The following is a 25,777-nucleotide window of genomic DNA, read 5'->3' as shown; positions in this document are numbered from 1 at the left end:
ACGTGCGCCTCACATCCTTGGTTACGTGGACAAGCGCTCAAGAGATGCACGCATCCGATAAAGACGATGCGCGTGCGACATCATCAATAATCGTTCCCGGTGCGGCGCATCCGAACATCATGCGAGCACCAATTCCAGTTCGCCGATGCGATCGATCGCACCATGCAGCATGCCCGGTCCATCGACGCGATACGCGCCCGTATAGGAACCTGTTGTAATGGTCCAGAACGGCTCGACCGTCAAACCCATGCGAGAACAATGGTTGACGAGCCACGGCAGCAATTCGCGCGGATCGCCCGCGGGATTGCCGAGCGCGGCCGGTGCGATCGACACGCCGTCGAGGGTGAATTCCAGTCGCGGCGTCAGAAAGTCGAAGCCCGGCGCGACGACGTCGTAAGGTTCCATGCCCGATACGACGAGCGCGCCGTTATTCTGCGAATCCGCGAGCTGGGCCAGCGGATCGAGATTGGGCCATTGAGCGAAACGGCTGTCGACGACTTCGAGCGCGACCGCGATGCCGCCGATCGCGTCGAATACTTCCTCGCGTGTGTAAGGGTCGGGTCGCGCGGGCAGCGCATAGGAAAAGCGGAACGCGACTTCGAGTTCCACGAGCACGCGGAAAAACGATTGAAAAGGTAGGCGCGCGGGCGAAACATGGACGAGCGCGGCGTCGATGGGCGCGCCCGTGGCGAGCGCGTCGGGTGCGCGCGCGCCGATCTTCCAGGCGCCGATGCGCGCATCCGCCTCTCTCAGCATCTCGTGCTGGATCGCGTAGGCGGTGGGCGCATCCGCAGGTATGTCGGCCGGCGCCAGCGTGTCGATCAGCTGATGCCGGCGGCGGGCGTCCGCGAGCTTCGCGGCGAGTGTCGATCCGGTCATGTCGATATCCTCGTGTGAGCGGTGAGGCACCCACCAGTGTACGGGTTACCGGATCGACGTTGGTCGCGCGCGTGTGCACTCGCGCGCATTCGGGCCTTAAGCGCCGTCTGTCGCGCTCAGAAAGTCTCCCAGTCGCCGCTTGCCTCCGTCGTGGCGGACGCTTTCGGCGCGGGCGACGGCGCGGCCGGTGCGCGCCTCGCCGGCTTCAAGGCAACGCGCGCAGGCATCGTTGCGCGCGGTGCAATTTTCGCCGCCATCGTGGATGCTGCCGGAACAGCAGCAAGCGCCGCGCCGTCCGCGACCTGGAACACCGCCACCGCCTGCCGCAGCCGCCCGGCCTGATCTTCGAGAGACTGCGCGGCGGCCGCCGCTTCCTCGACGAGCGCCGCGTTCTGCTGCGTGACTTCGTCCATCTGCGTGACGGCGCGGGACACCTGCTCGATGCCGCTCGACTGTTCCTCCGACGCCGCCGCGATCTCGCCCATGATGTCGGTCACGCGCTGCACCGCGCCGATGATCGCGCTCATCGTGCGGCCGGCTTCGTCGACGAGCGTCGTGCCCGTCTGCACGCGCGCGACGGACGTGTCGATGAGTTCCTTGATTTCCTTCGCCGCCGCCGACGAGCGTTGCGCCAGACTGCGCACTTCGCCCGCGACGACCGCGAAGCCGCGCCCTTCTTCGCCCGCGCGCGCCGCTTCGACGGCCGCGTTGAGCGCCAGAATGTTGGTCTGGAACGCAATGCCCTCGATGATCGTGATGATGTCCGCGATCTTCGACGAACTGCCGTTGATCTCGCGCATCGTGTCAACGACCTGCGTGACGACCGCGCTGCCCTTGCCGGCGATTTCCGACGCGTTCGCCGCGAGTGCGCTCGCCTGCCGCGCGTTGTCGGCGTTCTGGCGGACGGTGCCGGTCAGCTCTTCCATGCTCGACGCGGTTTCCTGCAGCGCCGATGCCTGTTCTTCCGTGCGCGACGACAGATCGGTATTGCCCGCGGCGATCTGTTGCGTCGCCGACGCGATCGATTCGCTGCCCGAGCGCACCGTGCGGACGGTCGTCAGCAGGCTCGCGCGCATCTTGGCGAGGCCTTCGAGCAACTGGCCCATTTCGTCGCGCGACGTGATGGCGACCTCGCGGCGCAGATCGCCCGCGGCGATCGATTCGAAATGACCGAGCGCCGCTTCGAGCGGCCGCGCGATGGCGCGCCTGAGCGACAGCCACGCGAACGCGGCCGCGGCGATGCCGAGCGCGATCGCGCCGAAGCTCAGCGCGCGGAACCATCCGAAGCGGTCCTGCGTCTCCTCATAGCTTCTCGCGGATGCTTCGGTCAGATGCTTGCGCAGCGCGTCGTTGGCGTTGGCGAGCTCGTTGTACGTCGCCTGCATCGCCTTGGCGTTCGCGATGATGGCGTCGTGATCGTTCGCCAAGACCGCCGCGACGCCCTTGTCGACGATGCCCTGCAGCGCGAGGCGCCGGTCCTGAGCGGCGTCGGCGAGGCGCTTTTCTTCCGGCGCTTGCGGCAGCGCCAGGTATTGCTTCCAGTAGCCGTCCGCGCGTTCGCGCATCATGCGCGCGCGCTCGACCGTGGCCGCTACTTCCGGCGTGCCGGCGAGCAGCGCCGCGCGATCGAACACGAGACGCTCGCGCGCCGCATACATTTCCGCGTTGCCGACGGCGATCGCCGCGGGCATCTGCACCGAATAGGTGTCTTGAAACGCGCGATTCGAATGGCTCATGCCGGTGAGCCCCAACGCGCCGATCGCGATGAGCAGTGCCCCCAGAAACGCCATCGAGATGCCGAGGCGCGCCTTGATCGTCAAAGCTGTTTTCATTGAATTTTTCCCTGATGCCGCTCGCGAGCGGAGTCGTCGTTGCGTGGCAGCGTGCGCGCGGGACATCGCGCGACCGCTATCGATGTAAACGGCGCGAATGTGTCGGCACTTGAGGAATTTATTTCGTATGAAAAGAAAACGGCGCGTCAGACGCGCCGTGTTTTCAATGAATATTGAAAAGTTATGCTGAAATTTCGCTGCGGTGCGGAATCGATGGTTGCGCGCCCTCGCGCGTCACCGCGATTGCCGCCGCGCGCTGGCCGAACGCGATTGCGTGCATTGCCGCCGCGCCGCGTGCGAGTTCCGCCGCGAAGCCGCCGATGAACGTGTCGCCGGCGGCGGTCGTATCGACCGCTTCGACGCGCGGCGACGGCAGATGAACGCCTTCGTCGTCCGCGCCGTCGAGCAAAGCCAGCACGCCTTGCGCGCCGAGCGTCACGATGACGTTGCGCGCGCCTTTCGCCTTGAGCGCCTGCGCGGCGCGGCGCGCGTCGTCGGGCGTTTCGATGGCGACCCCGGAGAGCGTCGCGGCTTCGAGTTCGTTCGGAATCAGATAGTCGATCAGCGGGAACCAGTCCGGCGGCAACTTGCGCGCGGCGGGCGCGGGATTCAGGATCGTCGTGCGCTTCAGGCGACGGCCGGCGGCGAGCGCGGCGCGCACGGCGTCCGGCGGCGTTTCGAGCTGGCACACGATGACGTCGGCGCGCGCGATGAGCGCCTCCTGCGCTTCGATGCGCGCGGGCGTGACTTCGGCGTTGCTGCCCGCGACGATGACGATCGCGTTCTGGCTCGCATCGTCGACGACGATGAGCGCGACGCCCGTCGGCGCGCTGGCGCTGGTCGCGAGCGCCGTGCAGTCGATGCCTTCCGCTTCGAGGCTGCCTCTGAGCGTGGCGCCGTTCGTATCGGCGCCGACGCAGCCGATCATCGTGACATGCGCGCCCAGGCGCGCCGCGGCGACCGCCTGATTGCTGCCCTTGCCGCCCGGCATCTGCGCGAACGCGTGTCCGGCGAGCGTTTCCCCCGGTCGCGGCAGGCGCGGCGCGCGCGCGACGAGATCCATGTTGAGGCTGCCGACCACGGTCACGCGGCCGGTTTTGGCACTGTCGCCCATCTCGTTTCCTTTGGTTCCTTTACTGCACCGCGGTCGTTACGCCTTCGCGCCGCGCGACTCGGGCACTACCGCGGTCGATTCGCGGCGCACGAGGCGCGGCGGCACCACGCGGCGGCGCGTCGTGCCCGTCAGCTTGCCGGTGATGCGCTCGATCAGCGTCTGCGCGGCCATTTCGCCGAGCGCGCGCACCGATTGCCCCACCGTCGACAAGGCCGGATAGGTGTAGCGCGACAGCTCGACATCGTCGAAACCGATGATCGAGCAGTCCGTCGGCACGTTGATGTGACGCTCCGCCGCCGCACGCAGCGCGCCGATGCCCATCATGTCGTTGCACGCGAAGATCGCCGTCGGCTTCATGTTGTCGAGCAGGAGCGAGGCCGCCGCGTAACCGCCCGTCGCGGAAAAGTCGCTCTGCTGGATCGCGTTCGGCGCGATTTCCATGCCGCGCTCGGCCATCGCGCGGATGAAGCCGTGCAGGCGCATCGCGGAAACGGCGGTCGCGACGGGGCCTGTGATGCAGCCGATCTTCGAATGCCCGAGCTGCAGCAGATGCCGCGTCGCGAGATACGCGCCCTTTTCGTGGTCGATCTGCACGAGGTCCGATTGCAGCCCCTCGATATTGCGGTCGACGATCACGAGCGGCTCGCGCGCGCCCGCGAGGCATTGCGCGAGCACCGAATCCTCGCCCGCCGATGCAATCACGAGCCCGTCGATGCGCTTTTCCTGCAGCACGCGCAGGTAGTTGCGCTGCTTCGCGGGATCGTCGTCGGAGTTGCAGAAGAACACGCAATAGCCGTTCTTCGCGCAGCCGTCCTCGACGCCGCGCGCGAGCTCGGCGAAATACGGATTCGTCGCGTTCGGCACGAGCAGGCCGATGGTCGCCGTCGAGCGCGCCTTCAGCGAGCGCGCGACCGCCGACGGCACGTAGTCGAGCTCACGGATCGCCCGCTCGACTTTCGCCCGCACGTCGGCCGAAACCGGCCGCGAATTGTTCACTACGTGGGATACCGTCGTAAACGACACCCCGGCAATGGCTGCCACGTCTTTGATCGTCGCCATACATCGTCCTTCGCTATGCTTTGGTCCAACTGCTCTTATTGGTCGTAAGGCGTCCGGCGCGACCACTTTTCATGCGCCGCTCTGCTTTCCCCGCGCCCTGCCTGCTTCATTGTGTGCGGCGGCGATGAATCCCCGTTCGCCGCTGCCGCCCGCTGCCTTCTCTCGTCGCCGGCCGTTGCTTCACCCCGTTCGGAGCGCCCGCCTGCGCCGCCCTTCGATCAAATCCGCTTTCTCCTGCTGCGGTATGTATCCAGCACCACCGCCACCACGATCACCGCGCCGGTAATGATGCGCTTGGTCGGCTCGTTCGCGCCGATCTGCGCCAGTCCCGCCGCCAGCACGGAGATGATCAACACGCCGAAAAACGTGCTGATGACCGAGCCGCGCCCGCCCATCAGGCTCGTTCCGCCGATCACGACCGCCGCGATCACCTGCAGTTCCAACCCCGCGCCGGCGTTCGGATCGGCGGCTTCGAGCCGCGAGATCTGAAAGAGCGCCGCGAGTCCGGACAAGGCGCCCATCAGCGCGAAAACGATCACCTTGTACGGCCGCGGATTCACGCCCGCGAGACGCACGGCTTCCTCGTTCGTGCCGATCCCTACGAGATATCGGCCGAAAACCGTCCGGGTCAAGACCAGATGGGCAATTATCATCACCGCGACCGCGATCAGGAACGCGGGCGAGATGCCGAACGCGATCGGATTCGACAGAAAATCGAACGCATCGCCGATGTACGCCGTGCGCGAATTCGTCATCTGATACGCAAGCCCGCGCGCGCCTTCCAGCACGCCGAGCGAGACGATGAACGACGGAATCCGCCATGCCACCGTCACGAGGCCGGTCACGGCGCCCGTCAGCGCGGCGGCCGCGAGCCCGATCAGCGCCGCCGGAAACGCCGGCCAGTGCCACTTCAGCGCGGCCACGCTCACCACCGACGCGCCCAGCGCCAGCACCGAGCCGACCGACAGATCGATGCTCGCAATGATGAGCACGAACGTCATGCCGACCGACATCACGACGAGATCCGGAATCTGGTTCGCGATCGTGCTGAACGTGTCGTACGTCAGAAAGTGCGTGCTCAGCACCGAAAACAGCGCGATCATCGCGGCGAGCGCGCCCGCGAGACCCAGGTAATTCGAAATGCCCAGACGCGTGCCGACGCCTTTCGTGCTCTTCGGCGCATCGGCGGGCAGATTCGCTTCGCTCATTCAATGCTCCACGTTGTCTTCGGGCGCTTTCGCGTCCGGGGCGATGGGCTCGTGCAGGATCGCCTCGCGCTTCGCGTAACCCGAGAACGCCGCCGCGAGCAGCGCGTCCTGCGTCCAGTTCGCGCGCTCGAACACGCCCGTCATGCGCCCCGCCGACATCACGCCGATACGGTCGCAGATCAGCATCAGCTCGCGCAGGTCGCTCGACACGACGACGAGCGCGCGTCCTTCGCGAGCGAGCGCGCCCATCAGCCCGTAGATGTCGAACTTCGCGCCGACGTCGATGCCGCGCGTCGGCTCGTCGAACAGCAGCACCGAGCAGTCGCGCGCGAGCCACCGGCCGATCACGACCTTCTGCTGGTTGCCGCCCGACAGTTCCGACACCGCCTGCGCCGGCCCCGACGTGCGAATCCGCATCGCGTCGATCTGCCGTTGCGCGAGCGCCGCTTCCCGGCGCGCGTCGACCACGCCGTGCCGAGCCACCGCGCCGACGTTGCCCAGTGAAACGTTCGCGGCGATCGGCAGGCTGAGCAGCAGGCCCTCGCCCTTGCGATCCTCCGTGATGAGCGCGATGCCTTCTTCGACCGCATCCGACGGCGATTGCACCGTCACGCGCCGCAGCGCCTGCCCTTTGCGCGCGACGGACACCGTGCCCGCGTCCGCGCGATCCGCGCCGTAGATGAGCCGCATCAGCTCGGTGCGGCCCGCGCCGATCAGCCCGCTCACGCCGAAAATCTCGCCCGCGCGCACCTCGAACGACACGTCGCGCACGGCCGGCAGCCGCGTCATGCCTTCCACTTTCAGCGCGACATCGCCGATCCGCCGTTCGCCCAGATCGATGCGCTCGCCGATCTCGCGTCCGACCATCAGCGTGACGAGCCGGTCGCTCGTGAGCGCGTCCATCGGACCGATATGCACGAGGCGTCCGTCGCGCAGCACGGCCGCGCGCTCGGCGATGCGCCGCAATTCCTCCAGCCGATGCGAGATGTACACGAGCGCGACGCCGCGCGCCTTCAGCCTTTCGACCTGCTCGAACAGCAGATCGACTTCGCGCGCGGTGAGCATCGCGGTCGGCTCGTCGAGAATCAGCACGCGGCAATCGCCGATCAGATTGCGCGCGATTTCCACCATCTGCTGATGCCCGATGCCGAGACCGCCGACGAGCGTATCCGGATCGATCGCGTCGAGCCCGACTTGCGCCATCGCGTGACGCGCGTCTTCTGCGAGGCGCTTGCGGTCGATCCAGCCGAAGCCCTTGCGCGGCAAGCGGTTCAGAAAGAGATTCTCCGCCACCGATAACGTCGGCAGCAGGTTCAGCTCCTGCATCACCATGCGCACGCCGAGCGATTCGGCCTCCGAGCGGCTCTTCGGCGCGTGAGGCTGGCCCGCGAGCGTCATCGCGCCGGTCGACGGATCGGTCAGCCCGCCGATGATCTTCGACAGCGTGCTCTTGCCCGCGCCGTTCTCGCCGGTCAGCGCGAGCACCTCGCCCGCGACGAGATCGAGCGATACGTCCGTCAGCACCGGCTCGACATAGGTCTTGCCGATGCCCGTCACCGTCAGCACGTTCGCATCGTTCGGTCCGGTCATGGGGCGCTTCAAGGCTCGGTTGTGCATCCTCGGAATGATCCAGCACGGCTGGGCGAAGCCCGCGCGAAAGGCCGCGGAGCGTGCCCGCGCCGTCTGCCTTTCGCGCTCGTCAGTGTGTTATCGGCACGCCCGCCGCGAACTTGAGGCTTCGCGCCGGCTCACTTCGTCACGAGATCGACCGGCGTTTCCACGACCTGCGAAAGCTCCGACTGCTTCTTGTGGCCGGCAATCGCCTTCAACGCCACGTCGATGCCGAACACCGCCTGCTTCGCCGCGTACTGGTCGGCCGTGGCGAGCACGCGGCCGTCCTTGAGCATCGGCTTGATCGCGCCGATGTTGTCGAAGCCGACGACCTGCACCTTGCCCGCCTTGCCCGCCGCGCGAATCGCCGACACGGCGCCGATCGCCATGTTGTCGTTGTCGCACAGGAGCGCCTTCACGTTCGGATTGGCGTTCAGGATCTGCGACGCGACCGCGTTGCCCTTGTCGATTTCCCATTCGCCCGACTGCAGCGCGACCACCTTCATGCCGGCGGCGTCCATCGCTTCCTTGAAGCCCGCGCTGCGCGCCTGCGAATTCGTCGTGGTCGTCACGCCTTCGATGATCGCGACTTCATCGCCCTTCTTCAGTTTCGGCGCGAGATAGTCGCCGACCTTACGCGCGCCCTTCTTGTTGTCCGGTCCGACGAACGGCACGTTCAGATCCTTCGACTTGAGCACGTCCGGATCGAGCCGGTTGTCGATGTTCACGACGATGATCCCCGCGTCCGCCGCCTTCTTGATGACCGGCACGAGCGCCTTCGAATCAGCCGGCGCGATCACGAGCGCATCGACCTTCGAGACGATCATCTGTTCGACGATGCGGATTTGCGCCGCCGTGTCGGTCTCGTCCTTGATGCCGTTGGTGATCAGGTCGAACTGGCCGGCGTTGTGCGCCTGATAGTCTTTCGCGCCGGTTTCCATCGTCAGGAAGAACTCGTTGGCGAGCGATTTCATGACGAGCGCCACCTTGGGCTTGCCCGCCGGCTGCGCGAACGCCGATGACGACGCGAACGGCAATGCGGTGCAGGCGGCGAGCGCGACGGCAGCCGTGAGGACGCGTCGGCGGATGATTCGGTTCATGCGGATCTCCAATGCTTATTCTGGTTTGTTGGTCTTGCGAGATGCAGCGAACGCGAGCAACGCCAATCGAAACGCGCCGGACGCTCGCGCGCCAATGCCTTCGACGCCCTTTCGCGCACGTTTGAACGTTTGCTCGCCGTCGATTCTCGTTGGACAGGCGCCGGAGGTCAATCGGGCTAACGTGTAGTGCAGCACATACGACAACGCCGTCGAACGGCTGCTCGACGGCGTTTTCAGTTGCCTGCGGACAAGACTCAGAGATCTTCGACCGACTGCCCTTCGACCTTGTTGTCGATGATGTCGCGCGCGTAGTCGATGCCCGCGCGCGTCGCGTCGATCGGACTGTCGAACGGTTCCTGATCGGGCACGCCGAACATCACCGAGCGGCCGCTTTCGCCGTGCGCGCTCTTCGCGATCGTCACGACTATGTCGAAGTGTCGCGGGCTGTCGTCCGGCTCGTCGCGATCCTTCGCGCGCCTCAATGCCTGAACCTTGATCTCGAAGCCTTTGTAATGATCCGACAGCGGCGTGGACATGGACGATCTCCTTTCGCATTCACATGCATCGCACGATCATACGTCGGCTGCATCGGTCGTGCGGATCGCCGGCGACGAAAGGCGTTTGCAAGCCTCGTTCCCGCGACTCCCGATTTCACCCTATCCCGCACACCGTTCATATTGTGTTTGCCATAATGCGCGGGCGACATGCCGATACAGACACGCGCCGTCGAACAACAACCGTCACTCAAATCAGGGAGCGTCACATGACCATTCGAGCCACCGCCCTCATCGCCGTGCTGAGCCTGACGCTCGGCGCGAACGTCGCCTTCGCCGCCAACAGTCAGCAAAGCAAGATGACCGATTGCAACAAGCAGGCGGGCGACAAGAAAGGCGACGACCGCAAGGCCTTCATGAAGAGCTGTCTGTCCGCCGCGCCGGCTGCCGCATCCGCGCCGATGACGCAGCAGCAGAAGATGACGGCGTGCAACAGCCAAGCAGGCGACAAGAAAGGCGATGACCGCAAGAGCTTCATGAAAAGCTGCCTCAGCAACAAGGGCTGATCTCGCCTGCGTTCGCGTTCTGCACGCCGCGCCGTTCGCGCGCGGCGCCCCTTGCGTATTTACGCTCCCTACCGGCCGATATTGCACTGCACCCAAGCTAGTGATTCGCACCGTCGTCTTTTTCTCATAAGATGGCGCGAAGGCGGCCCCTTACGAAATACAAGAAAGACGCCATCGGCCGCCGCCGTTTCGAGCGAGGCGAAAAGCCGCGCATGGAGGCATCGGATGGCATGGAGACACAAGAACCGCTGGTTCAGGCGGTGGCTCGTGGCGATCACGTTCTGGTTCGTGCCGGTGCTGATCGTCGCGGTGAACGAAGTGCGCGAGGAGATGGCGTACAACAACGTCGATCTCCAGAAGTCGCTTGCCAGCTGGGAGTTGACCGATGCCCAACGCGCGGCCGGCGCCGCGGCGCGCTGCCACGGCACGTCCGAAGAAGCGCGCGCAGCCGGTTGTCCCGAAGATGCCATCGCCGCCACCGAGGTGAAGCATCAGGAAGCGCTCAACGAATACGCGCATCGCAAGGCGACGCTCGCCGATTATCTCTGGCATGCGTTCGTCGGCTACTGGATCGTGCCCGCAGCGTTCCTGCTCGTGCTCGGCGTGCTGATCGGCGGCATCCGGCGCGCGCTGCGCCGTCCGCAACACACGCCCGCGCCGCCCTCCGCCGAAGTAAAAACGACGACCCATCCGTGACCGAGCCTCGGGTACGGTCGTTGCTACTTCCTTCAGCGGTTTTCTCGTACGACCTAAAGGCAGCGTCACGAAAATTCTGCTCGCCTTGGGCCGCACTTCGGGCGAAAACGCCGTTTCCATTTCGGTTTGGTCAAAGCTTCGTCTAACCTTGTATCAGACGATGTGTGCTTCGAAAGATTTGTGTAATTTAACGACGCGCCTGACGCTTATGGGGACGGATTCGGAGTAAGCTAGGTCCGGCTTGTTCGCCCGAATGTTGCGGAGCCTGAAGACCCAAGCCTGACAAGGCTTTCGGCGCATGGGCCGAGGCTCGCGGTTTCACCTTGCTGTGCTATAACTTGGCGTGCCTCACCCTCCCGCTCTTATGGGGTTTCCTAAATTCCACGATGGAGAACAATGATGCAAAGACGAAACTTCATGCTCAAGTCGACGGCCGTGCTGGCAATGGGTGGCCTCGCGCTTGCCGGCTGCACGGCAAACCGGAACGCCGGCAGCGAAGCGGCCGCGGGCGCCGCCGATGACCGCCGCGCCATCGACGCAGATGTCGACAGCACGATCCAGCGTCTCTATGCCACCGTCGGCGGCTCGCGCGAGCTGGTCGCGAAAGCGCGCGGCGTGCTGGTGTTCCCGTCGGTGCTTCAGGCCGGCTTCATCGTCGGCGCACAATACGGCAAGGGTGCGCTGCGTGTGGGCGGCAGCAGCGTCGGGTACTACAGCACGACGTCCGGCTCGTTCGGCCTGCAGGCAGGCGCGCAGTCGAAGGCGCTGATCTTCCTGTTCATGACGCAGGATGCGCTCGACAAATTCCGCAACTCCGACGGCTGGTCGGCGGGCGCGGATGCATCGGTGGCGTTGGTGAAGATGGGCGCGAACGGCGTGATCGACACGACCACCGCCACGAAACCGGTCGAGGCCATCGTCCTGACCAACGCCGGCCTGATGGCCGACGTGTCGCTGCAAGGCACGAAGGTGTCGCGCATCAAGTACTGAGCGCGTCGCGCTTTACCTCGCGGCGAATGCAAAACCGCCGTGTGGTGGGGCCTTCCGGGTCGCGCCACACGGCGGTTTTTTGTTTTTTCCCGCGTCGTGTCGGGTCGCGCGTCAGGTCGTCGTCGCGCGATCGATCACTTTGAAGCGCGCACGCTTCTGCGCGCGCACGACCGACTGATACGCCTCGAGATATTGCCGAGCCATGCGATGCGACGTGAAGCGCTCCTCGAAGCGATTGCGCACGCGCTCGCGCGACAGCGTATGCAGACGATTCACCGCGGCCACCGCACCGATTTCATCCTCGACGATGAAGCCAGACACGCCCTCGTCCACCACTTCCGGCACCGAGCCGCGATTGAACGCGATGACCGGCGTGCCGCACGCCATCGCCTCGATCATCACGAGGCCGAACGGCTCGGGCCAGTCGATCGGAAACACGAGCGCGTGCGCGCCCGACAGGAATTCGGCTTTCTGACTGTCGTTGATCTCGCCGACGTACTCGACATACGGCAGCTCCAGCAGCGGCGCAATCTCGCGCTCGAAATACTCGTGGTCGGCGAAATCGACCTTGGCGGCAATCTTGATCGGCAAGCCGCATCGGCCCGCGATGCGAATGGCCGTATCGACGCGCTTTTCCGGCGAAATGCGTCCGAGGAACGCCAGATACTTCTGCTCCACCGGCTGCGGCACGTAGAGCTTCTCCGGCAAGCCGTGATAAACGGTGCTGACCCATTTCGCCTGCGGCAGCGGATGCCGCTGCGCGTCGGAAATGGAGATTACGGGCGCGGTGTTGAACGTATCGAATACGGGCTGCTGCTCGGGCAGATCGAGCCGGCCGTGCATTGTCGTCACGAACGGCGTGTCCTGGCGCTTGAACAGCGAGAACGAGTAATAGTCCATGTGAAAGTGCAGGACATCGAACTCTTCGGCGCGGCGGCGCACGAGTTCCATCAGCAGCATGTGCGGCGCGATGCGGTCGCGGATCGCCGGGTCGAGCCGCAACGCGCGCGGCCACACGGGTTCCAGGTTGGCGCTGGTCTGCGAATCGCCGGTGGCGAAGAGCGTCACCTCGTGACCGAGCTCGACGAGCGCCTCGGTCAGGTACGACACCACACGCTCGGTCCCGCCATAGAGCTTCGGCGGCACCGATTCGGTCAGCGGAGCAATCTGGGCAATTCTCATCGTTCTCGTCTCCATGCGGATATCGACGTGCGGCTGATCGCTTGCCAGCCGCGGCGCGCATCGAGTATGACAGCGGATCGTAAGGCCGGACAACGAGGTTTGCCCTTACGAATCGTTCCGCCATCCGCTGCGATGAAGCCCATTATCGAGTGCGGATGCGCCCGTTCCGGACGTCTCTTGCACTTTCATCGCTCTGTTACAGCACGGAAACATTCGTTTCCGGCGACGGCTACCGTTCGGCGTCGCCGCGCAGATCGGCGAGGAAGTTGTCGCGCCACACGCCAAGATCGTGCTTGCGCAGCGCCGCCATGTTGGTCTCGTAGCGCTGCTTGCGCTCGGCGAGCGGCATCGCCAGCGCGCGGCCGATCGCTTCGCTCGTGCCGACGATATCGTGCGGATTGACCATCACCGCGCCGGTCATTTCATCGGCCGCGCCGGCGAACTGGGAAAGCACGAGCACGCCGGGATCGTCGGGATTCTGCGCCGCGACGTATTCCTTCGCGACGAGATTCATGCCGTCGCGCAGCGGCGTGACGAGCCCGATCTGCGATTCGCGAAACAGCGACATCAGCTTCCAGCGGTCGTATCGCTGATTGAGATAGCGGATCGGCGTGTAATCGAGCCCGGAGTAACGTCCGTTGATGCGCCCCGCTTCGTACTCCAGGTTCTGGCGAATCTGCTGATAGGTTTCGACGTCCGAGCGCGTCGGCGGCGCGATCTGCACGAGCGTGACATTGCCGCGCCACTCGGGCGACTTTTCCAGAAAATGCTCGAACGCGCGGAAGCGCTCGACCAGTCCTTTCGAGTAATCGAGCCGATCCACGCTCATGATGAGCTTACGGCCTTCGAGGCTCTGCTTCAGGTCCATCACGTCCTGACGCGCCTCGCCGCGTTCGGCCTGCTCGGCGATTTCATCGGGAAACACGCCGATGCGATAAACGTTCGTCCGCAGCTTGCGTCCGAAAGCCTCGACGTGGCCGTCGGGGGTCGCGGTGCCGTGCGCGTGCCGGACGATGTAGTCGTGAAACGCGACGCGATCGCTTTCCGTCTGAAACCCGACGACGTCATAGCAGCACAGCGACTTCACCAGTTCCTCGTGCGGCGGAATGTTCAACAGGATCTGCGGCGACGGAAACGGAATGTGCAAAAAGAAGCCGATGCGATTCGTGATGCCCGCCGAGCGCAGCGCCTCGGCGAACGGGATCATGTGATAGTCGTGGACCCAGATGATGTCGCCGGGTTCGAGCAGCTTGATGAGCTTGTGCGCGAGCCACGCGTTCACGCGCCGGTAGCCCGCGTACTCGTCCCGGTCGTAGACGGCGAGATCGTTGCGATAGTGGAAAACCGGCCACAGCATCGCGTTCGAGAAACCGCGGTAGTACTGGTCGTAGTCCTTTTTCGGCAGGCCGACGGTCGCAAAGGTCACCGCGCCGTCCTGTTCGAGTTTCGGTCCCTGATTCGCGACGGTTTCGCTCACGACGTCGCCGCTCCAGCCGAACCAGACGCCGCCGCTGTCCTTCAGCGCGCCGAAGACGCCGACGGCGAGCCCGCCCGCGGAGCCCTTGGTTTCGGTCGGCGTGGCGACCCGGTTGGATACGACGACGAGACGGCTCATAGACTTTCCTTTTCCTCTTCGAACGTGATTAACGTGACTTAACGTGACTTTCTCAGCATCAACCCGAAATTTTCGACCCGGAAACGCCGCGCGGGTTTCCGTCAGGTCTTTTCTGCCGGCGCCGGCGCGGTGGACGCCGCCGCGTGCGCCTTCGGATCCGGCCCGGTCGGCTCGCCGCGGCTCGCGACCGGATCGGCGGCCGTATTCGCCGTGCTTGCCGCGTGTGCCGTGCCCGCCCTTTCGAGCGGCGGCGCGAAATCGACGTGACTTTCCTTGTCGGTCGACAGATCCGCCCGCGCGCGCGGCAGATAGTGCGGATAAGTCGCCTGCACGAAGTTCACGAGCCCTTCGCGCACGCGGCAGCGCAAATCCCAATTCAGCGCCGAGTCGAACGAACTGACGAGCACGCGCAGTTGCATCGCGCGATCGGTGGCGTCGGTGACCTGCAGCACCTGCACACGGCCATCCCATTCCGGCGCGTGCTCGAGGATGCGCTCCAGCTCCTCGCGCAGCGGCGCGAGCGGCATCCGGTAATCGACATACAGAAACACCGTGCCGATGATCTGCGAACTGTTGCGCGTCCAGTTCGTGAACGGATTTTCGATAAACCACTGCAACGGCACGATAAGCCGCCGCTGATCCCAGATGCGGATCGACACGTACGTGCCCGTGATTTCCTCGACGCGTCCCCATTCGCCCTGAATCACGACGACATCGTCGAGGCGAATCGGCTGCGACAGCGCGATCTGCAAGCCCGCGATCAGATTGCCGAGCACCGGCCGCGCGGCGATACCGGCGACGAGCCCGGCGACGCCCGCCGACGCCAGCAGGCTCGCGCCGATCTGCCGCACGCTCGGAAACGCCATCAGCGCCGCGCCGAAACCGATGATTACGATCACCACCATCACCGAGCGCGCGAGCACGCGCGCCTGCGTGTGGATGCGGCGGGCGTTGAGATTGTCGTCGGTGTCGAGCGGATGCGCCTGCACGATCGCCTCGCCCACCGCGCCCGCCGAGCGCGCCGCGAGAAACGTGAGCGCGACGATCAGCGCGACGGTCTCGACATCGCGCAGCACGCCGATGAACGGCAGCGTATCGGGCGCCTCGAAGATCATGAAACCGAGCCCGAGGATGATGAGCAGGATGAGCGCGGGCGTGTCGATATAGCGCAGCACGACGCTCATCAGCGGATAAGGACGCGCGATGCGCACGAGAATGCGCGCGCCGATGCGATGCGCGGCAATCGCAAACGCCACCGCGATGACGGCCACGACGAGCGCGCCGGGCCAGGTGCCGAGCGGACGTTCCGCAAGATTCAGGAAATGGTCGAGTGAGAGCATGAGCGTCGCGGGATCAGCCTCGAGAAAGTGAAAGCGGCGAGGAGGATACGGCGGTCGCATCGCACGGATGCGTGGTGCTGCGCGATATTGCGCCAGGTTGCAGACAGCAGCGGCGATGGCCGTCCGGGCGCGGCCGTCGCCTCTTGGTTCAGCAAGCGTGACGCCAGTGCTCCGGCGTCACCAGATGCTCAGCGTTCCGCCTTGCAGGGAAACGCCTTGCCGAGTCCGAGCGAAACCATCGTGGTCGCGTTGAAATCGGCCTTGTCGGGATTGTTGGCGATGTACTTGCGCACCGCGTCCGTAAGCTGCTGCGGCTTCACGTCCGCCGGCAGGCAGAAGTACTGGCCGACCTGCGGCCCGGAGGTTCCGCCGATCGCCTCGATCGTGTTGTAGATGCCGTCCGCCGCGCCTTCGATATAGGCCGCGCAGGCGGTCCGTGAGTTGGGATCCGTTTTGGTGCAGAGCTTGTTCAGATCGTTGCCGGTAAACGCGAACGCACAGACGGGCGTCGCGAGAGCACAGGCGAGGACGAATTCCCGCAGCATGGTCTTCCTTTTATGTTGAGCGGCGGCTTGGTCGGAGCAACGGGTTCGGAGCGATGCGCGGCCGCGCCTGACCGCGCTCGCCCCGTGACTTGATGTCGCGCCGTTATTTTGCACCGTTTGAGCCGCTTTGCGCAGCGCCGCCGCCTTGTTGCATCGAGTCCAGACGCGCCTTCAGACCTTCGGCGACATCTTTCTCGTTGTACTTCTGCGCGAAATCCACCGCCGTCAGGCCGAGCTGATTCTTCACGCGCAGATCGGCGCCCGAGTCGAGCAGCAGCTTGACCGTCGAAAGATGACCGCCGCGCGCCGCCATCATGAGCGGCGTCGTGCCGTTGGGCGAGCCGGCGTCGATATAGGCCGAATGGTCGACCAGAATCTTCACGATGTCGTCATGGCCGTTGGTCGCGGCGTAGTGCAGCGGCGTCCAGCCTTTCTTGTTCACTTCGGCGTCCTTGGCGATCAGCAGATTCACGAAGGTCGCGTCGCCATTGAGCGCGGCAAGCATCATCGCGTTTTCGCCGGCGGGATCGAGCTTCTCGAGATCGGTCTTTGGGTTGTCGGCGAGCAACTGGCCGACCTTGTCGGACTTCTCGCGCGCGGCGATCACGAGGATCGGCGTGCCCGTGTTGTCGACGGTGTTCGGGTCCGCGCCCTGCGCGAGCTGCTTCTTGACCGCCGATACGTCGTCGAACTTGACCGCCTTGATGAGCGAGTCCACGGACGCGGCCCAGACCGGCTGAGCGATCGCGCAGGCCGCCAGCAGCGCGCCGGCGACGAGTCCGCGCACGGCCGTGCCCTTGCGCGCACCGCGCGTCGTGTTCAGAGTGGAAACCATCGGGGAAGTGTTCATAAGTGACCTTCGAATTGCCTTGAAACAGTTTTTTTGCGCGCGGGCCGGCCGCCCTCAGACTGGCCGCGCGATCTTGAAGAGCCGGAAGAAGTTGTCGGTGGTCGCCTGCGCGACGGCCTCTTCCGGCTGCTCGCGCAACTGCGCGATGAAACGTCCGACATAACTCACGTACGCAGGTTCATTCGGCTTGCCGCGATACGGCACCGGCGCGAGGTACGGCGAATCGGTTTCGATGAGCAGGCGCTCGATCGGCACGCGCCGCGCGACGTCCTGCACATCGGTTGCCTTCTTGAACGTGACGATGCCCGACAGCGAGATATGAAAATTCTGCGCGAGCGCCCGTTCGGCGATCTCCCACGGTTCGGTGAAGCAATGCATGACGCCGCCCGGCACGTCCGCGCGCTCTTCCTGCATGATGCGCAAGGTGTCGTCCGACGACGACCGCGTGTGGATGATGAGCGGCTTGCCCGTCGCGTGCGCGGCGCGGATATGCGTGCGAAAGCGTTCGCGCTGCCATTCCATGTCGGCGATGCTGCGCCCTTCCAGCCGATAGTAGTCGAGCCCGGTTTCGCCGATCGCGCAAACTTTCGGATGCTTCGCCAGCTCGACGAGTTCCGCGACGCTCGGTTCGCGCATATCCTCGTGGTCGGGATGCACTCCGACCGACGCATAGACGTTTTCGTGCTGCTCGGCGATCGCGAGCACCGAAGGCAGCGTCTCGAGATCCACCGACACGCACAGCGCATGTGTCACAGAATGCGCACGCATCTTGTCGAGGACGTCGGGCAATCGGTCCGCGAGCCCTTCGAAGTTGATATGACAGTGTGAATCGACAAACATCGGGTGCTCCTTGATGCATTCCTTGCGGCGCGGCTCGACGGTCTCTGGCCGCTCTGGCCGCTCTGGCCGCTCAGGCCGTATAGATCCCGCGATAGCCCATGAACAGTTCCTCGAACACGAGGCGCGCGTTCAGCGGATGATTTTCTACCGCGCGCTGCCGCGTGACCGTCTTCATGTAGCGCGCGAGCGCGGCCGGATCGGCGCTTTGCGCGCAACGTGCGAGCGCCTTCGCCGCGTCGGGGAAATAGCGCGGACGGCTAGCCGTGCGTTGCGCGAGCAGATCGTAAAGCCAGCGCTGCAACCAGCCGAGCACGAGCGGCACCGGCAGCTTCTGCAGGTTTTCGCCGCACGCGAAGGCATCGCAATTCGGTCCGGCGGCAAGTTGCGCGAGCGTGAAGTCGCGCAAGGCGCGGTTCTCGTCGTTCGCCAGCGCGAGCGCAGCGAGCGGCGCGCCGCCGGCCTGCGCGAGGAGCGCCGCCGGATCGTCGACGCCTTGCGACGCGAGCCACGCACTCGCTTCGTTCGCCGGCGGCACGCTCATCGGCCATTGGCGGCAGCGGCTGATGATCGTCGGCAACAGCCGGTCGACGCGCGCCGACACCAGCAGGAACACGACGCCCGACGGCGGTTCTTCGAGCGTCTTCAAGAGCGCGTTCGCCGCTGCGACGTTGAGCGCCTCGGCCGGATACAGCACGACGACGCGCAAGCCGCCCCGATGCGAGCCCACGCCACAGAAATCCAGCAGCCCGCGCACCTGCTCGATCTTGATTTCCTTGCTCGGCGTGCGGGTCTTCTTGCCTTCTTCGCCATCGGCTTTGTCGGCGGGGGCGTCGGCTGCGTCGCCGGTTGCGGCAAGGCCCGCGAGCGCTTCGGGCAGCACCGCGCGGTAATCGGGATGATTGCCTTGCGAGAACCAGTGACACGCCGGACAAGTCCCGCACGGCTCGCCATTCGCGGCGGGCGTTTCACACAGCAAACCCTGCGCGAGATGCTGGGCGAACTGCAGCTTGCCGATGCCCGCTTCTCCGTGCAGCAGGAGCGCGTGCGGCCAGTGCGCGCGCAATTGCTGCAGACGCTGCCAGTCGTCGGTTTGCCAGGGATAGATCATCGATAGATTCTTTTGAATTCAAACGCTTGCGATAACTTCTTCGAGCTTTCTGCGAATCTCGTCGATGGAGCGCGTCGAATCGACGATGAAAAAGCGCTGCGGCGATTCATCCGCGCGGCGCAGATACTCGCTGCGCGTGCGCTCGAAAAACGCCTCCGATTCGCTTTCGAACTTGTCGGGCGCGCGCGCGGCCGAGCGGCGCTCGCTCGCGGTGTCGGTCGGCACGTCGAAAAGCACGGTCAGATCGGGCTGGAAACCGCCCTGCACCCAGCGTTCGAGCGCTTCGAGCTTGTCGCGCGGCAGACCGCGGCCGCCGCCCTGATACGCGAACGTGGCGTCGGTGAAACGGTCCGACAGCACCCAGTCGCCGCGCGACAGCGCCGGTTCGATCACCTGCGCCAGATGCTCGCGGCGCGCGGCGAACATGAGCAGCGCTTCGGTTTCGAGGTCCATCGGCTGATTCAGCAGGATGCCGCGCAGGGTTTCACCGAGCGGCGTGCCGCCCGGCTCGCGCGTCATGACGACACGATGCCCGCCCGGTTCCACTTTGGCTTCGAGCCGTTCGCGGAACCAGTCCAGATGCGTGGTCTTGCCCGCGCCGTCGATGCCTTCGAACGTGATGAACTTGCCGCGCGCCATTCATTGACCCCGGATGTATTTGTCGACGGCCTTGTTGTGGTCGCCGAGATTGTCGGAAAAGATGCTGCTGCCGTCGCCGCGCGACACGAAATACAGCGCGTTGCTCGAGGCGGGATTGAGCGTGGCGTTCAGTGCGGCCACGCCGGGCAGCGCGATCGGCGTCGGCGGCAGGCCCATGCGCGTGTAGGTATTGTACGGAGTGTCCGTCTGCAGGTCCTTTTTCTTCAGCTTGCCGCCGTAGGCCGGGCCTAAGCCGTAGATCACGCTCGGGTCCGTCTGTAGCGGCATGCCGATGCGCAGCCGGTTCGCGAACACCGCCGCGACGAGCGGCCGGTCCGCAGCGCGCCCCGTCTCCTTCTCGACGATGGACGCCATCACGAGCGCCTCATAAGGCGTCTTGTAAGGCAGATTCGGTGCGCGCGTGTTCCACGCTTCCGTGAGGCGCGCCTGCATCAGCCGATACGCGCGTTTGTAGACGGCCAGATCGCTCGTGCCTTTGTCGAACAGATAGGTGTCGGGGAAGAACAGGCCCTCGGCGGACGCCTTGTCGACTTCGGCCGCGCCAATCGCGCGCAGCAGGTCCGTGTCGGTCATGCCGACGGTGTCGTGCTTGAGCGCGGGATTGCTGTCGAGCTCGCCGCGCATTTTCTGCAGCGTCCAGCCTTCGATGACGGTCGCGACATATTCGTTGACGTCGCCGCGCGCGATCTTCTCCAGCACCTCATAAGGCGTGATGCCGGTCTTGAACGCGTAATTGCCCGATTTCAGTTGCGCGGACAGGCCGAGCACGCGCGTCATCAGCACGAAAAGCTCGGGTTCGACGGGCACGCCCCCGCGGTTCAACTGGGCGCTCACGCTGCGCAGGCTGCTGTGGGGCTTGATGGTGACGTCGAGTTCGGGCGTCGGCAATTCCATGGGCCGGTTGGCCCACCAGTACACGCCGCCCGCGACGGCTGCCGCGAGCACGGCGGCGAGCACCGCTGCCACGACGCATTTCTTCAGAAAGGACATGCGAAACACGCTTGAGATAAGACCAATATAATAACTTGCCGCCTGCGCCAGAGCCGCATTCCTGGGCCCGCGCCCAAACGATAGGATTGACAGCCCGCCGACTCATGAATTCCCAGACCATCGCTCTCGCCGCTTCAGACTTCGATTCCGTCAAGACCGCCGGCGCATACATGCCGCTCACCCAGTTCGGCGTGATCGACGTCAAGGGCGAGGACGCCGCCTCGTTCCTGCACAGTCAGCTTACGAACGACGTCCAGCATCTCGACGCGTCGACCGCGCGTCTCGCGGGCTACTGCTCGGCCAAGGGCCGGCTCCTCGGCTCGTTCCTGATGTGGCGCACCGCCGACGCCGTGCGTCTCCTGATCGCACACGACGTGCAGGCGGCCGTGCAGAAACGCCTGTCGATGTTCGTGCTGCGCGCGAAGGCGAAACTCACCGACGCGACGCCCGAAGTGGCCGCCGTCGGCTTCGCGGGCGACGTGCGCGCGGCGCTCTCCGGCATTTTCGATGCGCTGCCCGACGGCGTGCATGTCAAGGTCGAAGGCCCGCACGGTTCGCTGATCCGCGTGCCGGACGCGGCGCATCGGCCGCGCTTCCTGTGGGTCGGCCCGAAAGCCGATGTCGAGGCGCAACTCGCGAAACTCGATGAAAAACTCAAGCGCGTGCCCGAGCAGATGTGGGACTGGCTCGACATCCACGCGGGCGAGCCGCGCATCACGCACGCGACGGTCGAGCAGTTCGTCCCGCAAATGGTCAACTTCGACGTGCTCGGCGCGGTGAACTTCAAGAAGGGCTGCTATCCCGGGCAGGAGATCGTCGCGCGCAGCCAGTATCGCGGCACGATCAAGCGGCGCACGGCGCTCGCGCACGTCGAGAGCGCGACGCCCGGCGCGGAGCTCTTTCATTCGGACGATCCCGGCCAGCCGTGCGGACTCGTCGTCAACGTCGCGCCCGCGGAGCATGGCGGCGTCGATTGTCTCGTCGAGATCAAGCTCGCGGCGCTTGACAATGGCTCGGTGCATGTCGGTTCCGCCGATGGTCCCGCGCTTACGTTCGTGCCGCTGCCCTACGCGTTTCCGGCCGACGCCTGAGGTCGAGCGCGCATGTGTCTGATCGTCTTCGACTGGCAACCCGCGGCGTCGCAGGAAAACGGCCGCGCATTGCTGACGCTTTCCGCCAATCGCGATGAATTCTTTCGCCGCGACGCCGAACCGATGCACTGGTGGCAAGACGCGCCAGACGTGCTCGCCGGCCGCGATCTGACGGGCGGCGGGACGTGGCTCGGCGTATCGCGCGACGGGCGCTTCGCGGCGCTGACCAACTATCGCGCGCCGGGCGACATGCAGCCGAATGCGCCGACGCGCGGCACGCTCGTGAGCGCTTTTCTCGCGGGCGAGCGCATGGCGCCGCTCGACTATCTGCAGGGCGTGGCGCGCGAAGGGCATCGGTATAACGGGTTCAATCTGCTTTGCGGCGACTTCTTGCGGCGCGAACTCGGCTGGTACGGCAATCGTGCCGACGCGCCGCCCGCTTTGCTCGATGCAGGCGTGCACGGTTTGTCGAACAGCCTGTTGAATACGCCGTGGCCGAAGCTCGTCGCGCAGCGGGAGGCGCTGTGCGATCTGATTCACGCCGATGAACGCCCGTCGCTCGATGTGCTCATCGAGACGTTGCGCGACCCGCGCATCGCGAACGACGAACATCTGCCATCGACGGGGATTTCGATCGAGCGGGAGCGCGTGCTGTCGGCGGCGTTCATCGAAACGGCCGATTACGGCACGCGCAGCACGACGGCCTTGCGCGTGAATCCGGCGGCGCTCGGGTTAGCGCTGGAAATCAAGGAACGCAGCGACGATGACGGCTCGCATCGCGTCGTGAGGCCGGGGGCGTTTGAGCGGGCTTTTTCGTTTGAGATCGGTTGATCAGCGTTTCCTTCGTGTGAGATACAGGATCGCAGCGATCTGCACGACGGCAATGGCATCGACCGCAACGAGCGCGGGAAGAGGATCGGTCCACTTGTCCATGTTCGTCGTGCGCGCGTAGTACGGCGGACCGTCGCCGTATGCTTCATTGAGGTTGTACACATTCAATGTAGCGACGAGAAGCAAGATGAACAGCGCGCCGAGATAGATGAAGGAGCGAGGCGTTTTCCTGGTCATGGGCCGATAATTCGGATTCTAATCATGGGTGAGCCAGCTTCTACAGCGTCCCGAACGCCTCCCGCAACGCCCTCACCGCATCCGCGTGCGCCGCCGCTACTTCCGGTACGAAACCGCCCATCTTGAAGAATTCGTGAATCATGCCTTCGTAGCGCTTGAGCGTGACCGGCACACGCGCGTCTTCGAGTTTCGCCGCGAACGCAGTGTCTTCGTCGTGTAGCGGGTCGTAGTCCGCCGCCGCGATCCACGCCGGCGCGACGCCCGCGAAATCCGGCGTACCGCGCGCCGCATCGAGCGGCGCGAAACGCCAATCGTCGCGATCGCGATCATCACGCAGATACTGCGCGAAAAACCACTGAATCGTTTCGCCTGAAAGCAGATACCCGTCCGCGAGGCGCGCATGGGAATCGCTCTTCTGCCACGCGCTCGTGCCAGGATAGATCAGCAATTGCAGTTTCAGGTCGATGCCCGCATCGCGCGCGAGCACCGCGCACACGATCGCGAGCGTGCCGCCCGCGCTGTCCCCGCCAACCGCGAGCCGCGCCGGATCGATGCCGAGCGTCGGAGCCTCGCGCGCCAGCCATTGCAGCGCATCGAAGGCATCGGTCACGGCGACGGGAAACTTGTGCTCCGGCGCGAGCCGGTAATCCACCGATACGACCGCGCATTGCGCATCGTGCGCGAGCTTGCGGCACAGCGCGTCGTGCGTCGCCACGCTGCCGACGGTGAAGCCGCCGCCGTGAAAATAAAGAAGCCCCGGAGAAGGCTGCGCCCAGCTCGGCTCGATCGGATGATAGACGCGCACGCCGATCGTTGCGCCATCGCGCACGGGAATCCGCAGATCCTCGATGGCGTGCACCGGCAATGGCGCGATATCGAGAATCTGCGCGCTCATCGCGTAGGCTGCGCGCGCCTCTTTCGGCGTGAGCGTGTGATACGGCGGTCGATTCGCGCGCGCGACCATCTCCAGAATTTGCGCGATCTTTGGATTGAGCGGCATCGGCGGAAAGAGCGTCAAAGGGACACGATCATGCCACGAACCGCGCACATCAACGCGGACGTTTCAGGGACATCGGATCGGTCGGGTTGCGCAGTTGCGCGATATCGTCGAGCCGCAGTTGCACCGACGGCATGATGGCCGGATGCGTGATGACATAGAAGCGCCCTTCGCGCACCGCATCGAACGTCAAATCGGCGATGTCGCGCGCCGACAGCTTCCCGCCCTCTACCGCCCGCGTGAGTTGCCGCGCCGCGAGCTTTTGCGAGGCGGTGTACGGCGCGTCGTTGGCGAGCGCGTCGGGGCGCGAGCGCTCGGCATCCGCGATGCCAGTCGGCACGAACGCCGGACACAGCAGCGACACGCCGATCATCGACGCGCCCGCCAGCCGCAAATCGTGATGCAGCGTCTCGGTCAGCGCGACGACCGCGTGCTTCGATGCGTTGTAGACGCCCATCGCGGGCGCGGCGAGCAGGCCCGCCACCGACGCCGTATTGACGATATGCGCCGGCTCGTTCTGTTCGAACATGATCGGCACGAACGCGCGCAGGCCGTTCGCGACGCCCATCACGTTCACGCCGAAGACCCATTGCCAGTCGTTCGCGCTGTTCTCCCACACGAAGCCGCCCGCGCCGACGCCCGCGTTGTTGAAGAGCATGTGCACGCCGCCGTAAGTGTCGAGCGATGCCTGCGCGAGCGCGTGCACCTGAGCGGCGTCGGATACGTCCGTCGTGATGCCGATCGCGTCGCCGCCCGCCGCGCGTAGCGCATCGACGGTCGCGGCGAGCCCGGCGGTGTCGAGATCGGCGAGCACGAGCTTCATGCCGAGCGCCGCGCCCTTCTTCGCGAACTCGCGCCCGAATCCGCTGCCCGCGCCCGTGATGACGGCGACCTTGCCTTCGAAGCGATCCATCACACGAGTTTCACCAGTTGCTTGCCGAAGTTCTTGCCGCGCAGGAGGCCGAGAAATGCCTCAGGCGCATTCTCGAGCCCTTCGGCGATGCTCTCGCGAAAATGCAGCTTCTTCGTCGCGACACGCTCGCCGAGTTCGTTCAGCGCCTGCGGCCAGACATCGAGATGTTCGGAGACGATGAAGCCCTGCAGCTTCAACCGCTGCGTGAGGATCAGCCGCGGCGCGTCCAATTGCGTCGGCTTGCCGTCGTAACCGGAGATCATCCCGCATACGGCGATGCGCCCGAACGCGTTCATGCGCGCGAGCACGGCATTGAGCACGTCGCCGCCGACGTTCTCGAAGTAGCCGTCGATGCCATCGGGCGTCGCGGCTTTCAGATCTTCGTGCAGCTTGCCGGCCTTGTAATCGACGCACGCATCGAAGCCGAGCGTCTCGACGACATAGCGGCACTTGTCCGCGCCGCCCGCGATGCCGACCACGCGGCAGCCCGCCGCCTTCGCCAGTTGCCCGACGACGCTGCCCACCGCGCCGCTCGCCGCCGACACGACGACCGTCTCGCCCGCCTTCGGCTCGATGATGCGGTTCAGTCCGTACCACGCCGTGACGCCCGGCATGCCGACCGCGCCGAGATACGCGGAAAGCGGCACGCGCGAGGCATCGACCTTGTTCAGGCCGGTGCCGTCGGATGTGCCGTATTCCTGCCAGCCGAACATGCCGACGACGCTATCGCCCGCCTTGAACGCCGGATTGCGCGATTCGCTCACGACGCCCACGGTGCCGCCGATCATCACTTCATCGAGCGGTTGCGGCGCGGCGTACGACTTCGCGTCGTCCATGCGGCCGCGCATGTACGGATCGAGCGACAGATAGTGATTGCGCACGCGCACTTCGCCGTCCTTCAGCGGCGCAAGCGGCGTCTCGACGAGCCTGAAATTCGACACCGACGCCTCGCGTTGCGGACGCGACACGAGCAGAATTTGTCGGTTGATCTGTGCGTCTGCCATGCTGAACCTCCTTCGCTCGAATGGT

Annotated in this window: 26 protein-coding genes; 5 read left to right on the top strand and 21 right to left on the bottom strand. The window is 65.2% G+C overall.

Features of this window, described 5'->3' with window-relative positions:
* Positions 1 to 117: 117 nt before the first annotated feature.
* The 8 genes from NCS00_RS07285 to NCS00_RS07250 form a co-directional block, all read right to left on the bottom strand.
* On the bottom strand, positions 118 to 879 hold the full coding sequence (locus tag NCS00_RS07285) for a hydratase (RefSeq protein WP_008349648.1): 762 nt from the start codon (positions 877 to 879) through the stop codon (positions 118 to 120).
* A gap of 116 nt (positions 880 to 995) precedes the next feature.
* The gene (locus NCS00_RS07280; protein WP_250439737.1) at positions 996 to 2,711 is read right to left on the bottom strand and encodes a methyl-accepting chemotaxis protein; all 1,716 of its coding nucleotides are present in this window, start codon (positions 2,709 to 2,711) and stop codon (positions 996 to 998) included.
* Positions 2,712 to 2,892: 181 nt separating this feature from the next.
* Entirely contained in the window at positions 2,893 to 3,825 is a 933-nt protein-coding gene (rbsK, locus tag NCS00_RS07275) for a ribokinase (RefSeq protein ID WP_250439734.1), read from the bottom strand.
* A gap of 36 nt (positions 3,826 to 3,861) precedes the next feature.
* On the bottom strand, positions 3,862 to 4,884 hold the full coding sequence (locus NCS00_RS07270) for a LacI family DNA-binding transcriptional regulator (protein ID WP_008349655.1): 1,023 nt from the start codon (positions 4,882 to 4,884) through the stop codon (positions 3,862 to 3,864).
* 218 nt (positions 4,885 to 5,102) lie between these two features.
* Positions 5,103 to 6,092 (bottom strand): ABC transporter permease, encoded by a 990-nt coding sequence (locus tag NCS00_RS07265; protein ID WP_250439732.1) that lies wholly within the window; start codon positions 6,090 to 6,092, stop codon positions 5,103 to 5,105.
* Positions 6,093 to 7,682, bottom strand: coding sequence for a sugar ABC transporter ATP-binding protein (locus tag NCS00_RS07260; protein ID WP_250439731.1), 1,590 nt, complete (start codon positions 7,680 to 7,682; stop codon positions 6,093 to 6,095).
* A 158-nt stretch (positions 7,683 to 7,840) separates the two neighbouring features.
* The gene (locus NCS00_RS07255; RefSeq protein WP_008349661.1) at positions 7,841 to 8,803 is read right to left on the bottom strand and encodes a sugar ABC transporter substrate-binding protein; all 963 of its coding nucleotides are present in this window, start codon (positions 8,801 to 8,803) and stop codon (positions 7,841 to 7,843) included.
* Positions 8,804 to 9,057: 254 nt separating this feature from the next.
* Positions 9,058 to 9,339, bottom strand: a complete 282-nt coding sequence (locus tag NCS00_RS07250) for a hypothetical protein (RefSeq protein WP_008349664.1) — start codon at positions 9,337 to 9,339, stop codon at positions 9,058 to 9,060.
* A 227-nt stretch (positions 9,340 to 9,566) separates the two neighbouring features.
* Between NCS00_RS07250 and NCS00_RS07245 the strand changes: the two genes are divergently transcribed.
* The 3 genes from NCS00_RS07245 (at position 9,567) to NCS00_RS07235 (ending at position 11,549) form a co-directional block, all read left to right on the top strand.
* Complete coding sequence (locus NCS00_RS07245; protein WP_008349666.1) at positions 9,567 to 9,863, top strand: PsiF family protein; 297 nt, start codon at positions 9,567 to 9,569, stop codon at positions 9,861 to 9,863.
* A gap of 225 nt (positions 9,864 to 10,088) precedes the next feature.
* Positions 10,089 to 10,559 carry a hypothetical protein gene (locus NCS00_RS07240; RefSeq protein ID WP_244808084.1) on the top strand — a complete coding sequence of 157 codons (471 nt, stop codon included), beginning with the start codon at positions 10,089 to 10,091 and terminating at the stop codon, positions 10,557 to 10,559.
* 399 nt (positions 10,560 to 10,958) lie between these two features.
* On the top strand, positions 10,959 to 11,549 hold the full coding sequence (locus NCS00_RS07235) for a BPSL1445 family SYLF domain-containing lipoprotein (protein WP_008349670.1): 591 nt from the start codon (positions 10,959 to 10,961) through the stop codon (positions 11,547 to 11,549).
* Between the two features lie 111 nt (positions 11,550 to 11,660).
* Here the strand turns inward: NCS00_RS07235 and NCS00_RS07230 are convergent, their stop codons facing one another.
* The 9 genes from NCS00_RS07230 to mltG all read right to left on the bottom strand — a co-directional run bounded on the left by NCS00_RS07230 (position 11,661) and on the right by mltG (position 20,679).
* Positions 11,661 to 12,731, bottom strand: a complete 1,071-nt coding sequence (locus NCS00_RS07230) for a glycosyltransferase family 4 protein (RefSeq protein WP_008349671.1) — start codon at positions 12,729 to 12,731, stop codon at positions 11,661 to 11,663.
* 229 nt (positions 12,732 to 12,960) lie between these two features.
* On the bottom strand, positions 12,961 to 14,346 hold the full coding sequence (gene otsA / locus NCS00_RS07225) for an alpha,alpha-trehalose-phosphate synthase (UDP-forming) (protein ID WP_175982897.1): 1,386 nt from the start codon (positions 14,344 to 14,346) through the stop codon (positions 12,961 to 12,963).
* A gap of 101 nt (positions 14,347 to 14,447) precedes the next feature.
* A complete protein-coding gene (locus NCS00_RS07220) occupies positions 14,448 to 15,686 on the bottom strand; it encodes a mechanosensitive ion channel family protein (protein WP_250439729.1) in 1,239 nt (412 codons plus the stop codon).
* Positions 15,687 to 15,874: 188 nt separating this feature from the next.
* Complete coding sequence (locus tag NCS00_RS07215; protein WP_008349679.1) at positions 15,875 to 16,231, bottom strand: Rap1a/Tai family immunity protein; 357 nt, start codon at positions 16,229 to 16,231, stop codon at positions 15,875 to 15,877.
* 103 nt (positions 16,232 to 16,334) lie between these two features.
* Entirely contained in the window at positions 16,335 to 17,081 is a 747-nt protein-coding gene (locus NCS00_RS07210; RefSeq protein WP_033535925.1) for an ankyrin repeat domain-containing protein, read from the bottom strand.
* Between the two features lie 54 nt (positions 17,082 to 17,135).
* Positions 17,136 to 17,921 carry a TatD family hydrolase gene (locus tag NCS00_RS07205; protein ID WP_008349683.1) on the bottom strand — a complete coding sequence of 262 codons (786 nt, stop codon included), beginning with the start codon at positions 17,919 to 17,921 and terminating at the stop codon, positions 17,136 to 17,138.
* A 70-nt stretch (positions 17,922 to 17,991) separates the two neighbouring features.
* On the bottom strand, positions 17,992 to 19,029 hold the full coding sequence (locus tag NCS00_RS07200; RefSeq protein WP_250439727.1) for a DNA polymerase III subunit delta': 1,038 nt from the start codon (positions 19,027 to 19,029) through the stop codon (positions 17,992 to 17,994).
* An 18-nt stretch (positions 19,030 to 19,047) separates the two neighbouring features.
* On the bottom strand, positions 19,048 to 19,668 hold the full coding sequence (gene tmk, locus NCS00_RS07195) for a dTMP kinase (RefSeq protein ID WP_250439725.1): 621 nt from the start codon (positions 19,666 to 19,668) through the stop codon (positions 19,048 to 19,050).
* Entirely contained in the window at positions 19,669 to 20,679 is a 1,011-nt protein-coding gene (gene mltG / locus NCS00_RS07190) for an endolytic transglycosylase MltG (protein ID WP_008349688.1), read from the bottom strand.
* Between the two features lie 104 nt (positions 20,680 to 20,783).
* On the opposite strand from mltG, the gene ygfZ reads away from it, so the two are divergent.
* Positions 20,784 to 21,770, top strand: a complete 987-nt coding sequence (ygfZ, locus tag NCS00_RS07185; protein ID WP_008349691.1) for a CAF17-like 4Fe-4S cluster assembly/insertion protein YgfZ — start codon at positions 20,784 to 20,786, stop codon at positions 21,768 to 21,770.
* Positions 21,771 to 21,782: 12 nt separating this feature from the next.
* On the top strand, positions 21,783 to 22,601 hold the full coding sequence (locus tag NCS00_RS07180) for an NRDE family protein (protein ID WP_244808081.1): 819 nt from the start codon (positions 21,783 to 21,785) through the stop codon (positions 22,599 to 22,601).
* Here NCS00_RS07180 and NCS00_RS07175 read toward each other — a convergent pair whose 3' ends face one another.
* Genes NCS00_RS07175 through NCS00_RS07160 form a run of 4 tightly spaced genes read right to left on the bottom strand, consistent with a single transcriptional unit; the run spans position 22,602 to position 25,752 of the window.
* On the bottom strand, positions 22,602 to 22,838 hold the full coding sequence (locus NCS00_RS07175; RefSeq protein ID WP_250439723.1) for a hypothetical protein: 237 nt from the start codon (positions 22,836 to 22,838) through the stop codon (positions 22,602 to 22,604).
* A 40-nt stretch (positions 22,839 to 22,878) separates the two neighbouring features.
* Complete coding sequence (locus NCS00_RS07170; RefSeq protein WP_008349697.1) at positions 22,879 to 23,838, bottom strand: alpha/beta hydrolase; 960 nt, start codon at positions 23,836 to 23,838, stop codon at positions 22,879 to 22,881.
* 49 nt (positions 23,839 to 23,887) lie between these two features.
* On the bottom strand, positions 23,888 to 24,748 hold the full coding sequence (locus NCS00_RS07165) for an SDR family oxidoreductase (RefSeq protein ID WP_250439721.1): 861 nt from the start codon (positions 24,746 to 24,748) through the stop codon (positions 23,888 to 23,890).
* Complete coding sequence (locus tag NCS00_RS07160; RefSeq protein ID WP_250439719.1) at positions 24,748 to 25,752, bottom strand: NADP-dependent oxidoreductase; 1,005 nt, start codon at positions 25,750 to 25,752, stop codon at positions 24,748 to 24,750. Before NCS00_RS07160 ends, NCS00_RS07165 begins: the two co-directional genes overlap by 1 nt.
* Between the last annotated feature and the right edge of the window lie 25 nt (positions 25,753 to 25,777).

Origin of the sequence: Caballeronia sp. AZ1_KS37 (assembly GCF_023631165.1) — a bacterium.
GTDB classification, from domain to species: domain Bacteria; phylum Pseudomonadota; class Gammaproteobacteria; order Burkholderiales; family Burkholderiaceae; genus Caballeronia; species Caballeronia zhejiangensis.
This window is presented reverse-complemented; position numbering and strand designations above follow the sequence as displayed.

Excerpts from the sequence above, each read along its gene's own strand:
- NCS00_RS07285 (WP_008349648.1), bottom strand. The coding sequence starts at position 879 with ATGACCGGATCGACACTCGCCGCGAAGCTCGCGGACGCCCGCCGCCGG.
- NCS00_RS07280 (WP_250439737.1), bottom strand. The coding sequence starts at position 2,711 with ATGAAAACAGCTTTGACGATCAAGGCGCGCCTCGGCATCTCGATGGCG.
- rbsK (WP_250439734.1), bottom strand. The coding sequence starts at position 3,825 with ATGGGCGACAGTGCCAAAACCGGCCGCGTGACCGTGGTCGGCAGCCTC.
- NCS00_RS07270 (WP_008349655.1), bottom strand. The coding sequence starts at position 4,884 with ATGGCGACGATCAAAGACGTGGCAGCCATTGCCGGGGTGTCGTTTACG.
- NCS00_RS07265 (WP_250439732.1), bottom strand. The coding sequence starts at position 6,092 with ATGAGCGAAGCGAATCTGCCCGCCGATGCGCCGAAGAGCACGAAAGGC.
- NCS00_RS07260 (WP_250439731.1), bottom strand. The coding sequence starts at position 7,682 with ATGACCGGACCGAACGATGCGAACGTGCTGACGGTGACGGGCATCGGC.
- NCS00_RS07255 (WP_008349661.1), bottom strand. The coding sequence starts at position 8,803 with ATGAACCGAATCATCCGCCGACGCGTCCTCACGGCTGCCGTCGCGCTC.
- NCS00_RS07250 (WP_008349664.1), bottom strand. The coding sequence starts at position 9,339 with ATGTCCACGCCGCTGTCGGATCATTACAAAGGCTTCGAGATCAAGGTT.
- NCS00_RS07245 (WP_008349666.1), top strand. The coding sequence starts at position 9,567 with ATGACCATTCGAGCCACCGCCCTCATCGCCGTGCTGAGCCTGACGCTC.
- NCS00_RS07240 (WP_244808084.1), top strand. The coding sequence starts at position 10,089 with ATGGCATGGAGACACAAGAACCGCTGGTTCAGGCGGTGGCTCGTGGCG.
- NCS00_RS07235 (WP_008349670.1), top strand. The coding sequence starts at position 10,959 with ATGCAAAGACGAAACTTCATGCTCAAGTCGACGGCCGTGCTGGCAATG.
- NCS00_RS07230 (WP_008349671.1), bottom strand. The coding sequence starts at position 12,731 with ATGAGAATTGCCCAGATTGCTCCGCTGACCGAATCGGTGCCGCCGAAG.
- otsA (WP_175982897.1), bottom strand. The coding sequence starts at position 14,346 with ATGAGCCGTCTCGTCGTCGTATCCAACCGGGTCGCCACGCCGACCGAA.
- NCS00_RS07220 (WP_250439729.1), bottom strand. The coding sequence starts at position 15,686 with ATGCTCTCACTCGACCATTTCCTGAATCTTGCGGAACGTCCGCTCGGC.
- NCS00_RS07215 (WP_008349679.1), bottom strand. The coding sequence starts at position 16,231 with ATGCTGCGGGAATTCGTCCTCGCCTGTGCTCTCGCGACGCCCGTCTGT.
- NCS00_RS07210 (WP_033535925.1), bottom strand. The coding sequence starts at position 17,081 with ATGAACACTTCCCCGATGGTTTCCACTCTGAACACGACGCGCGGTGCG.
- NCS00_RS07205 (WP_008349683.1), bottom strand. The coding sequence starts at position 17,921 with ATGTTTGTCGATTCACACTGTCATATCAACTTCGAAGGGCTCGCGGAC.
- NCS00_RS07200 (WP_250439727.1), bottom strand. The coding sequence starts at position 19,029 with ATGATCTATCCCTGGCAAACCGACGACTGGCAGCGTCTGCAGCAATTG.
- tmk (WP_250439725.1), bottom strand. The coding sequence starts at position 19,668 with ATGGCGCGCGGCAAGTTCATCACGTTCGAAGGCATCGACGGCGCGGGC.
- mltG (WP_008349688.1), bottom strand. The coding sequence starts at position 20,679 with ATGTCCTTTCTGAAGAAATGCGTCGTGGCAGCGGTGCTCGCCGCCGTG.
- ygfZ (WP_008349691.1), top strand. The coding sequence starts at position 20,784 with ATGAATTCCCAGACCATCGCTCTCGCCGCTTCAGACTTCGATTCCGTC.
- NCS00_RS07180 (WP_244808081.1), top strand. The coding sequence starts at position 21,783 with ATGTGTCTGATCGTCTTCGACTGGCAACCCGCGGCGTCGCAGGAAAAC.
- NCS00_RS07175 (WP_250439723.1), bottom strand. The coding sequence starts at position 22,838 with ATGACCAGGAAAACGCCTCGCTCCTTCATCTATCTCGGCGCGCTGTTC.
- NCS00_RS07170 (WP_008349697.1), bottom strand. The coding sequence starts at position 23,838 with ATGCCGCTCAATCCAAAGATCGCGCAAATTCTGGAGATGGTCGCGCGC.
- NCS00_RS07165 (WP_250439721.1), bottom strand. The coding sequence starts at position 24,748 with ATGGATCGCTTCGAAGGCAAGGTCGCCGTCATCACGGGCGCGGGCAGC.
- NCS00_RS07160 (WP_250439719.1), bottom strand. The coding sequence starts at position 25,752 with ATGGCAGACGCACAGATCAACCGACAAATTCTGCTCGTGTCGCGTCCG.